Origin of the sequence: Nocardioides sp. CPCC 206348 (assembly GCF_048654705.1) — a bacterium.
Classification (GTDB): Bacteria; Actinomycetota; Actinomycetes; order Propionibacteriales; family Nocardioidaceae; genus Nocardioides.
Map to the genome: position 1 here is coordinate 93353 of NZ_JBMCZA010000239.1, position 9756 is coordinate 103108.

The 9756-nt window shown below is 70.9% G+C and carries 15 protein-coding genes; 5 read left to right on the forward strand and 10 right to left on the reverse strand.

From position 1 onward, the window contains the following. The coding region (locus ACOADB_RS27730) for a crotonase/enoyl-CoA hydratase family protein (RefSeq protein WP_378606745.1) at window positions 1–819 on the forward strand (819 nt) is incomplete at its 5' end. Here ACOADB_RS27730 and ACOADB_RS27735 read toward each other — a convergent pair. The 5 genes from ACOADB_RS27735 to ACOADB_RS27755 form a co-directional block, all read right to left on the reverse strand. Further along, entirely contained in the window at window positions 816–1106 is a 291-nt protein-coding gene (locus tag ACOADB_RS27735) for a DUF4031 domain-containing protein (RefSeq protein ID WP_378606748.1), read from the reverse strand. The genes ACOADB_RS27730 and ACOADB_RS27735 overlap by 4 nt on opposite strands. Then, window positions 1103–1945 carry a hypothetical protein gene (locus ACOADB_RS27740; RefSeq protein ID WP_378606751.1) on the reverse strand — a complete coding sequence of 281 codons (843 nt, stop codon included), beginning with the start codon at window positions 1943–1945 and terminating at the stop codon, window positions 1103–1105. Before ACOADB_RS27740 ends, ACOADB_RS27735 begins: the two co-directional genes overlap by 4 nt. 95 nt (window positions 1946–2040) lie before the next feature. Beyond that, the gene (locus ACOADB_RS27745) at window positions 2041–2583 is read right to left on the reverse strand and encodes a C40 family peptidase (protein WP_378606754.1); all 543 of its coding nucleotides are present in this window, start codon (window positions 2581–2583) and stop codon (window positions 2041–2043) included. Between the two features lie 343 nt (window positions 2584–2926). Then, entirely contained in the window at window positions 2927–3625 is a 699-nt protein-coding gene (locus ACOADB_RS27750) for a hypothetical protein (RefSeq protein ID WP_378606757.1), read from the reverse strand. 120 nt (window positions 3626–3745) lie between these two features. After that, the gene (locus ACOADB_RS27755) at window positions 3746–5185 is read right to left on the reverse strand and encodes a glyceraldehyde-3-phosphate dehydrogenase (RefSeq protein WP_378606760.1); all 1440 of its coding nucleotides are present in this window, start codon (window positions 5183–5185) and stop codon (window positions 3746–3748) included. A gap of 165 nt (window positions 5186–5350) precedes the next feature. Between ACOADB_RS27755 and ACOADB_RS27760 the strand changes: the two genes are divergently transcribed. Continuing rightward, window positions 5351–5830 (forward strand): MarR family winged helix-turn-helix transcriptional regulator, encoded by a 480-nt coding sequence (locus tag ACOADB_RS27760; RefSeq protein WP_378606763.1) that lies wholly within the window; start codon window positions 5351–5353, stop codon window positions 5828–5830. A 4-nt stretch (window positions 5831–5834) separates the two neighbouring features. Here the strand turns inward: ACOADB_RS27760 and ACOADB_RS27765 are convergent, their stop codons facing one another. From ACOADB_RS27765 to ACOADB_RS27785, 5 genes are all read right to left on the reverse strand, one after another. Then, on the reverse strand, window positions 5835–7352 hold the full coding sequence (locus tag ACOADB_RS27765) for an FAD-dependent oxidoreductase (RefSeq protein WP_378606766.1): 1518 nt from the start codon (window positions 7350–7352) through the stop codon (window positions 5835–5837). A 63-nt stretch (window positions 7353–7415) separates the two neighbouring features. Continuing rightward, entirely contained in the window at window positions 7416–7538 is a 123-nt protein-coding gene (gene ykgO / locus ACOADB_RS27770) for a type B 50S ribosomal protein L36 (protein ID WP_182378950.1), read from the reverse strand. Continuing rightward, window positions 7535–7732 carry a 50S ribosomal protein L32 gene (gene rpmF / locus ACOADB_RS27775; RefSeq protein ID WP_378606769.1) on the reverse strand — a complete coding sequence of 66 codons (198 nt, stop codon included), beginning with the start codon at window positions 7730–7732 and terminating at the stop codon, window positions 7535–7537. The genes ykgO and rpmF overlap by 4 nt, the downstream gene beginning before the upstream one ends. Further along, window positions 7732–8805 (reverse strand): GTP-binding protein, encoded by a 1074-nt coding sequence (locus ACOADB_RS27780; protein ID WP_378606772.1) that lies wholly within the window; start codon window positions 8803–8805, stop codon window positions 7732–7734. The genes rpmF and ACOADB_RS27780 overlap by 1 nt, the downstream gene beginning before the upstream one ends. Next, entirely contained in the window at window positions 8802–9074 is a 273-nt protein-coding gene (locus tag ACOADB_RS27785) for a type B 50S ribosomal protein L31 (protein WP_378606775.1), read from the reverse strand. The genes ACOADB_RS27780 and ACOADB_RS27785 overlap by 4 nt, the downstream gene beginning before the upstream one ends. A 68-nt stretch (window positions 9075–9142) precedes the next feature. On the opposite strand from ACOADB_RS27785, the gene rpmB reads away from it, so the two are divergent. The 3 genes from rpmB to ACOADB_RS27800 form a co-directional block, all read left to right on the forward strand. Further along, window positions 9143–9376, forward strand: coding sequence for a 50S ribosomal protein L28 (rpmB, locus tag ACOADB_RS27790; RefSeq protein WP_378606778.1), 234 nt, complete (start codon window positions 9143–9145; stop codon window positions 9374–9376). A 1-nt stretch (window position 9377) separates the two neighbouring features. Beyond that, window positions 9378–9548, forward strand: coding sequence for a 50S ribosomal protein L33 (rpmG, locus tag ACOADB_RS27795; RefSeq protein WP_056715493.1), 171 nt, complete (start codon window positions 9378–9380; stop codon window positions 9546–9548). After that, window positions 9548–9756 (forward strand): 30S ribosomal protein S14 (locus tag ACOADB_RS27800; RefSeq protein ID WP_378606781.1); only part of this gene is annotated, 209 nt, incomplete at its 3' end. The genes rpmG and ACOADB_RS27800, both read left to right, overlap by 1 nt.

Below are 9756 nucleotides of genomic sequence, written 5' to 3' on the forward strand. Positions count from 1 at the left end.
CTGATGAGCGATTCCCGCTTCACCGTCGCGTACGACGGCCCGGTCGCGACCGTGACGCTGGCCGGCCCGAGGGGCAAGGCCGTCATGGATGCCCAGTTCTTCGTCGAGCTGGCCGAGACCGTGACCGCGCTGGACGGCAACGACGACGTCCGGGTGATCGTGTTCGCCGGCTCCGGCGGCCACTTCTCGTTCGGCCTCGACCTGATGGAGGCCGTGCAGGCCTTCGCGCAGAACAAGGCGGCCACTGACTCGGGTGGGCGCCAGGACCTGCACGCGATGATCCGGCGCTGGCAGGCCGCGCTCGACGTGGTGGCGAAGACCCGCAAGGCCACGGTCGCTGCCGTCACCGGGTGGTGCATCGGCGGCGGCGTCGACCTCGCGGTCGCCTGCGACGTCCGGATCGCCTCGGCCGACGCGAAGTTCAGCGTGCGCGAGGCGAAGGTCGGCATCGTGGCCGACCTCGGCAGCCTGCAGCGCCTGGTCGGCATGATCGGTGACGGCCACCTGCGGGAACTGGCCCTGACCGGGGACGACATCGATGCCGAGCGCGCTGCGGCGATCGGCCTGGTCAACCACGTGCATCCCGATGCCGACAGCGCCCTCGCCGCGGCGGCCGATCTTGCCCGTCGGATCGCCGCGAACTCGCCGCTCGTCGTCCGGGGCATCAAGGACGTCCTCGACGTGGAACGTGGCCCGCGGGTCGAGGCGGGCCTGCGCTACACCGCCGCCTGGAACGCTGCGTTCCTGCTGAGCCACGACCTCGACGAGGCCGTCACCTCGTTCATCGAGAAGCGACCGCCGGAGTACACCGGACGCTAGGCGCCGGCGTCCCGCTTGGCGATGGTGATCGCGGCGACGGCCCGGCCGTACCGGATCGGCGTCGCACCGAGCGCGAGCGCCCGCTGCCGGGTCGGTTCGCGGACGTCGAAGTGCTCGGTCGCCGTACCCGCCTTCTGGATCCAGCGGGCATCGATCCCGAGCCGTTCGGCGAAGGCGAGCAGCTCGGCGGTGCCGGCCTCGCCGGGCAGGTCCGAGAACAGGTGGGACCAGACGCCCTCGACCGGGCCGACGCGGGCCGGCCGCTGCATGTCGTCGATGTAGATCATCCGGCCCGTCCCCACTTGCCACGGACGAAGTCGATGAAGGTCTCGTGCGCGGGGTTCAGCAGGATCCGCGGTTGCTTGCGGGTGACGATCAGCATCGTGGTGGCGCCTGCCTGCTTGGCGGCACGCAGTCGGCGCAGTGACGCCTTCGCGCCGCCGAGTGCGTAGAGCGTCTTGACCTCGATCGTGATCCCCAGCTCGCGGGCCACCCGCAACACCTCGCGGTAGGTCTCGACCTTCTCGAAGCCGCGGCCGGCCTTGACCTCCCACTCGATGCCCTCGAGCCCGACCCGGGCGGCGTACCTGACCATGTCCACCATCGTGACGAGCCGGTACGGCGGGTCGTCGGCCGAGCGGAGCTCGCGCACCTGGCTCAGGGTGAGGTCGGACCACCGGGTGTCGGGCGGATAGCGACCGCCCGGGTCGAAGCCCTCGGTGTCGAGCTTGCGCCAGTGCGTCGCGATCGGGACCTGGCGGGTGCGGGTGTCGTCCAGGCAGTAGTTCGTGTCGATGTCGATCCACAGGTAGCCGTGCGCTGCGGCGTAGTCCAGCCCGCGCCGGGAGTTCTCGAAGCGGTAGGACTGGCCGTCGAGCCGGTGGTAGCGCTTGCGGTTCGAGGCCTTCTGCGTCAGCGGGTCATCGACCGGCGGGGTCGGCGCGGTCGGCTCCGTGGCGGTCGGCTCCGGGGGCAGCACCGTGGGCGTCACCGTCGGCAGGGTGGGCGCCGTGGTCTGGGGCCCGGTCGGTGCCGCGCCGCCACGATCCGTGGCACCGCATCCGGTGGTGAGCAGCGCCACGAGAACGGTGCCGGCGAGAAGTCGCCGCCGGTCGCGCTGCTCCATGGGAGGACCGTAATCGACCGTGGAACCCACGGAACCGCCGGTGCCTCCCCATACGGGGCACCGACGGTTCCGTGGTTGCTGCGGGTGGTGCTGGATCAGCGCACGCGGCCGTAGAAGACCGAGCTCGTCCAGATGCGTTCCCTCTTCACCGGGGCGCCGGGACGCGAGGCGTGCCACACCGTGTGGTTCCCGGCGTAGATGCCGACGTGGTAGACGTGGCCACCGTTGGAGAAGAACACGAGGTCGCCGCGACGGGGGTGCTTGACGCGGCGCGTCGCACCGGCCTGGGCGCCCGACGTACGGGGGAGCTTCTTGCCGACCTTGCGGAAGGACCACTGCACCAGGCCGGAGCAGTCGAACGCGTTCGGGCCGTTGGCGCCGTACACGTAGGGCCTGCCGGCGCGGGTCTTGGCGACCTTCAGGGCGCGTCGGCCGACGGAGAGCTTCTTCTTCTTGACCTTCTTGACCACGACGACCGGAGCCGTCCTGGGCTCGGTCGCGGTGGCCGTGCTGACCACGGGGGCCGGAGCGACGGCATCCTCGGCGCGCGCGGAATCGCCGGGCGCGAAGACGAGGAGCGAGGTGGCGAGCGGAACGACGAGCAGGCGTGCGCCAGCGCGCGAAAGGGTGGTGGACATCGGAGTGTCTCCAACAGCGACGCTTGCGAAAGGTGACCTGTCGGGCTTGGACTGCTGATGTCCAGGAACTGGTGTTCCTTCGCCCCGAGCCGGTTCGCCCCGTGGGGCGGTCCGGCGGTGTTGATTGGTTCTCCCGTGCCCGCGACTACTTCATCGTTGTGCGATGTCGCTCCACGTCGTCGCGGGCCTCAGCGCGGCGTGGGCGGCCTCCCCAGGTCGGGGAGGTCTGACCCACCAAATTTCGCATGCTTGCAATAGTTAGCGCAGTGGCGCCGGTCACGATTGCCACGTGGTGACCGTCACCCGCAATTGAGCGTAACCCGGCGCTCGATCGCGGACAGGATCAGTCGGCGCGGTGCCGCTTGCCGCTGTTAGCGGGGGCTGTCGTCGCGTGCGGATCGGCTAGCAGGAACTGCGTCATCCGGCCATCGCGCGAGCGGTGCGGCCGCACCGGTTCCGGGACCATCCGCCCCTCGGCCGTGTCCCAGAAGCGGTCCACCCGGACCGCGACCCGCCGCGCCATCCGGCCGCGCAGGCCCAGGTGGGGCAGGTAGGGGTGGGGCCGGGTCGGCACCCGCTGCTCGGCCCGGTAGAGGCGTTCGGCGAGGTCGTCGGTGTCGGGCCCGGCCTCGGTCGCGATCAGGTCGTCGGCCAGCTGCTCCTCGAGCGCCCGGAACTGACCGAGCGCGTCCTCGACCTCCTCCCAGATCGACGACCACGGACGTCGTACGACGAAGGTGGAGCCGTAGAGCTTGGCCTTGACCTGGGCCAGCGCGACCTCCAGGCGCCGGCTCTCGTGGGCGAACTCCTGGGCGCGGTGGCGCCCCTCGGCGAGGTGGCGCCGCGCGCACGGTGCCAGCACGGCGTTGGCTGCGGAGACGTGGCGGCTGGCGCTCGCGAGGAAGGGATCGGTGGCGGCGAGCCGGTCGCGTGGCCGCTCGCGGGTGGGCCTGCAGGCGACCGCCCGGGCGAGTCGCTCGGCGAGCACGTCGTGGGTCTGGGTGATGGTGTCGGCGAGGATGTCGACGCTGGTGTCGGTCATGGTTGCGCCCCTTCGGGAACCCCCGATTGGTCCCCTCAATTGCAGTGTGCGCCGGTCCCGGGCGCGCCGCAAGGGCTGCCCAGCACCGGCGCACACGGGCGCTCAGCTTGAGGTGAGGATTCAGGCGCGGGGAAGTGTCGGGTACTCGACGCCCGACACGTACTGCACGGTGCGCAGCACCTGGCAGGAGTAGCCGAACTCGTTGTCGTACCAGACGTAGAGGATCGCCGAGTCGCCGTCGACGATGGCGGCGTTGCCGTCGATCACCGAGGAGGCGCGCGAGCCGATGAAGTCGGTGGACACCGCGTCGCTGGCGGTCGTGTAGTCGAGCTGGCGGCTCAGCGGCCCGGTGAGGGACGTCTTGCGCAGGTGCTCGAGCACCTCTTCGCGGGTGGTCTCGCGCTTCAGCTGCAGCGAGAGGATCGCGATCGACACGTCGGGCGTGGGGACCCGGATCGAGTTGCCGGTGATCTTGGCGTCCAGGTCCGGCAGCACCTTCGCGACGGCCGACGCGGCGCCGGTCTCGGTGATCACCAGGTTGAGCGGCGCGGAGCGACCGCGGCGGTCGGCCGGGTGGTAGTTGTCCAGCAGGTTCTGGTCGTTGGTGAACGAGTGCACCGTCTCCACGTGGCCGCGGCTGATGCCGAACTCGTCCTCCATCGCCTTGAGCGGGGGAACGATCGCGTTCGTCGTGCACGACGCGCAGGAGAGGATCTTCTCGTCGAGGTCGGTCTCGAGGTGGTTGACGCCGTGCACGATGTTCGGGACGTCGCCCTTGCCGGGTGCGGTCAGCAGCACCTTCGCGATCCCGGGGCGCAGGTGGTTCGACAGGCCGGCGCGGTCGCGCCACTTGCCCGTGTTGTCGATCAGGATCGCGTCGCTGATGCCGTGGTCGGTGTAGTCGATCGTCGTGGGGTCGTTGCTGTAGATGACCTTGATGACGTTGCCGTTGGCGATGATGAGGTCGTTCTCCTCATCGACGGTGATCGTGCCGTTGAACTGGCCGTGCACCGAGTCGCGGCGCAGCAGCGAGGCGCGCTTGGCGAGGTCACCCTCGCCGCCCTTGCGGACGACGATGGCGCGCAGGCGCAGGCCGTTGCCGGAGCCGGACTTCTCGACGAGCAGGCGGGCGACCAGGCGGCCGATCCGGCCGAAGCCGTAGAGCACGATGTCCTGCGGGCCAGGAGCAGTGGTCTTGTTGTCGCCGGTCGCGTCGGACAGGGCCAGGGCAGTGAACTCGGCCGGGCTCAGGTTGGTGTCGGACGCCTTGTAGCTGCCGAGCAGGAGCGCGAGGTCGATCTTCGCGGCACCGAGGTCGAGCGCGGCGATGGCCTCGAGGAACGGGAACGTCTCGGAGATCGACAGCTCCTCGCCCTCGATCATCCGGGCGAAGCGGTGGGTCTTGAGAATGCTGACCGCCGACTTGTTCACCAGCGAGCGGCTGTGCAGAAGGATCGTGACGTCCTTCTCGCGCTGCAGCTTGCCGATGATCGGGATCGCCGCCTCGGCGAGCTCCTCGTGGTGCTTCCAGCGGTCGAACTTGTCCTCGGTGACGCTCACGGCTTCCCCTTCGGTCCATCAACAAAATCGCTCGATCGTAGGCCGCGCAACGGGGGCCGGGGGTAATCGAGCCGCCCGCTGGGACGGCGAAGGTGACCAATCCCACCCGCATTTCCGCGCGCCGAAAGTCGTGGATGTGTCAACATTCGTGGCTACCATCGAAGGATGAGTACGACGACGCGCTGGCTCGACGCCGAGGAGCAGCAGGCGTGGCGGGCCTGGGTGGACCTCAACTCCCAGCTCAGTGCGCGGCTCAACCGTGAGCTGCAGGCCGCCAGCGGCCTCTCCATCGCCGACTACGAGATCCTCGTGGCGCTGACCGACCAGCGCAGCGACGACGGCGTCGACGACTGCTCGCTCCGGATGTTCGAGCTCGGCGAACGCCTCCAGTGGGAGAAGAGCCGGGTCTCCAAGCAGATCACCCGGATGGAGGCCCGCGGCCTCGTCGTACGACGACACTGCGCCGACGACCGTCGAGGAGCCTTCGTGGACCTGACCGAGGAGGGCATGGCGGCGATCGCCGGGGCCGCCCCCGGTCACGTGGAACTGGTGCGGGAGCTGTTCTTCGACGGCATGGACCGCGAGCAGGTGGCAGCGCTCACCAGGTACGCCACCACGGTGCTCGACCGCCTCGCCACCCCCTGAACGATCAGCGCAGCATGTCCTCGACGGCGAGCGAGGCGAAGGCCATCGCCGCGCCGAGCGGCGCGCCCGGGCCGGGGTAGGCCGAGCCGAAGACCGACGCCGTCGAGTTGCTGGCGGCGTACAGGCCGGGAATCGGTGCGCCCTCGGTGTCGAGCACGCGTGCCGAGGCGTCGGTGACGAGGCCGCCCTTGGTGCCGAGGTCGGAGAGCACGAACTTCGCGGCGAAGTACGGCGCCTGGTCGAGCGGGACGAGCGCCTTGTTGGGGCTGCCGGCGCTCGCGAAGAAGGTGTCGTACTCGTCCTGGCCACGACCGAAGTCCTCGTCGACGCCGGTCGTGGTGAAGCCGTTGAAGCGCTCGACGGTCTGTGTGAGGACGGTGGGGTCGAGGCCTGCGGCGATGGCGAGCTCCTCGATCGAGTCGGCCTGCACCCAGGTGCCGGCGGCGAGGTGCTCGGCACGGTCGCCCTCCGGGATCGCGATCGCGGGCAGGGCGCCACCCTCGCGGGAGTCGAAGACGAACCACGACGGGGTGCGGTCGTCGGAGCCGGCCATGACCCTGCCGAACTGGTCGTAGGGCAGGCACTCGTTGCCGTACCGCTGCGCGGACTGGTCGACCATCAGGCCGCCGCGGAAGCCGAGCGTGAATGCGCCGCTGCCGTCGGGCTGCAACAGGCCGGGGCAGAACCAGCCCTCGCCCGACCAGTCGGTGGCGCCGCCGATGGCTGCGGCGGCGTCGATGACCTCGCCCGTGTTGGTGCCCTGCGGCGCCATCGTCCACTCCGCGCGACCGGGTGTGCCGTGCGCGGCGCGTCGTTCGGCGCTGCCCTCGAAGCCGCCCGCGGCGATCAGGACGCCGCGCCGTGCGGTGAACTCCACCGGGCCGTCCGGGCCCTCGGTGACGACCGTGGTCGCGCGACCGGTGTCGTCGCGCCGGAAGCCGATGACGTGGTGGCCGGTCGCGATGGTGCCTCCGTCGCGCAGCACGATCGCCGCGAGGCGGCCGATCAGCGCCTGGCCGCCGGAGAGCGTGGAGCGGCCGCTGCCGCCGACCCGGTCGCGTTCGACCGGCGGGCGCAGCAGCTCGCCGACGGCGGGATCGAGGTCGGCCCGCTTGATGGTGGTGGGCTGGATGGAGCGGCCCATCGGGACCCGGCCGGGAGCGTCGTAGTACTCCGAGAACGGGATCCACTCGAAGTCCATCAGGTCGTCGGCCTCGAGCTCGGCGACCAGCTTCGGCGCCTGGGTGAGCAGCGCCTCGACCCGCTCCTGGTCCGCCTCCTTGAGGACCGCGGCGAGGTAGGTGCGCGCGCCCTCGGTCGAGTCGGGGAGGCCGGCCCGCTGCTGCACGTCGGTTCCGGGCAGCCAGCAGGCGCCGCCCGAGTACGCCGACGTCCCGCCGATGAGCGGTGTCCGCTCCAGCACCAGGGTGCTCAGTCCGGCCTTGGCTGCGAGCGCGGCACCCGTCAGGGCACCGCCGCCCGAACCGACCACCACGACGTCGTACTCCTGCTGCAGGCTCATGGCGAAACGATAACGTGTTCTAGGTCGCCACGGGGCCCCTCGGCCGGGCGTGACGAGCCGGGCTCAGCCCTGTCGGCCCTTGAACCGCGGGTTCTGCTTGTTGATCACGTAGGTCCGGCCGCGGCGGCGTACCACCTGCGCGCCGGGCTTGGCCTTGAGCGAGCGGAGCGAGTTGCGGACCTTCATCGGGTCCCCCTTCTGGTGGGTCGGCCGGTGCGCGGGTCGACGAGGCCGTCCATGACGGCGCCCACGAGTCGGCGCGGGACGCGGTGCAGGACGCCCTCGATCGTGACCGGCACGAGGTCGGGAGCGGTCGCCTTCCATTGCGAGCGGCGGTGCCGGGTGTTGCTTCGCGAGGTACGACGCTTCGGGACTGCCATCACGCCACCTCGCGGATCGGGCCGAGCCACGGCTCGAAGCCGTCCTCGCTGACCGACCACGTGCCGCTCTCGCCCGGCCGCACCAACAGGTCGTCGAAGGACGCGCGCAAGGATGCGGGAGCCGCGCCCACGCCGGTGATCACGAGCCGGGTGAAGGGGTGCCGCAGCGCCCAGCCGGCGTGGTCGCCGATGCTGACCTGGCCGCCGGCGCCGTCCCACGTGAGGGCCCTGCCGGGCCGGGTCGGCAGCCAGAAGCAACCGCGGGAGCGGTGCGCACCGGCGCCGAGCAGCTCGAGCGACTCCAGGAGCCGTTCGGGGTGGAAGGCCTGCAGCGACTGGAGGTCGAGGCGCCAGACGCCCTCGGCGCGGAGGTCGGGCAGGGCGTCGGTGCGGGTGGGCGATGTCCATGCGTCGGTGCGCGTGTGCTGGTGGAGCCGCCCGGTGAGGGTGGCGCCGTCGAGTCCGTGACCCCCTTCGATGACGGCGGCGTCGGGTCGCGCGAGTGCGGTGACCAGCCCCCGGGCCACCGGGTCCAGGGGCTCCCCGGCGTCGTCGAAGGTGACCACGTCGGCGTACTCCACCATGGCGGCGAGCACCTCTCCGACGCCTCGACGGTCGTCGTGCGAGCAGTGCTGACCGCGATCGGCGAGCAGGTCGTCGCCCAGCAGGTCCCGCACCGGGTCCTGTGATCCCACGGCCGTGACGACCGCGGAGATCCGCAGGAAGCGCGCCAGCCGGGTGTCCCAGGTCAGCACCGAGCACAGGTGCGCCGCCTCGGCGCCGACGGGGAGATGGGCCACGATGCTCTGCCAGCGGCCGTCGCGCGCCAGCCGCTCGAGCGTCGGCACGATGTCCTCGCGGATCGCGCAGCTGACGCAGGCGTGCTCGAGCAGCGTCTCGTGGGTCTCGACGACGCCGGACAGGTCGCTGACGGTGCGGGTCAGCAGGCCGCGCTCGACGTCGATGGCGTGGCGTACGGCGACCGCACCGGGCAGGTCGAACTGCAGTCCCACCATGGTCGACGCCATGGCGTCGGGGTCGACGCCGGCGATCAGGACGACGGGCACCCTCATGACCGCTGCGCTCCGCGGTCGGTGCGGCCGTAGCGGCGCTCGAAGGCCTCGACCCTGCCCTCGGTGTCGAGCACCCGCCCCTGGCCGGTCCAGAACGGGTGGCTGTGGACGCTCACGTCGACGTCGACCAGCGGGTGGCTGCGTCCGTCCAGCTCGATGACCTCGCCGTCGGTCCGGCCGGCCAGCGTGGACCGGGTCAGGACGACGTCACCGGTCGCGCGGTCGCGGAAGGCCACCGGTCCGTAGTCCGGGTGGATGCCCTGCTTCATGTCTTGCCTCCATGGTTAGAATGAGAATCGTTCTCAATCATGCCACATCCCACGAAGGAGGAACAGCGATGTCCCAGGTGTGCCAGGTGACCGGCGCCCGACCGGCGTTCGGCAACAACGTCTCCCACTCGCACCGCCGTACCCGCCGGCGCTTCGACGTCAACATCCAGCGCAAGCGCTACTGGGTGCCCTCGCTCGGGCACCACCTGACGCTGCGGGTCAGCGCCCGCGGCATCAAGACGATCGACCAGCGCGGGATCGAGACGGTCGTCGCAGGCCTGCGGGCCCGAGGGGAGCTCTGAGATGGCCAAGAAGGGATCTGACGTGCGACCGATCGTGAAGCTCCGCTCCACCGCGGGCACGGGCTACACCTACGTGACCCGCAAGAACCGCCGCAACGACCCGGATCGGATGACGATCCGCAAGTACGACCCCGTCGTACGACGCCACGTCGACTTCCGTGAGGAGCGCTGATGGCCAAGCAGAGCAAGATCGTCGCCGACCAGCGGCGACGGGCCGTCGTCGAGAAGTACGCCGCCCGCCGGGCCGGGCTCAAGGAGCAGGTACGGCGGGCCGCGCCCGGGTCGCGCGAGCTGGAGGAGGCGGTGCGCGCCCTGGCCCGGCTGCCGCGCGACGCCTCGCCGGTGCGCCTGCGCAACCGCGACCAGGTGGACGGTCGTCC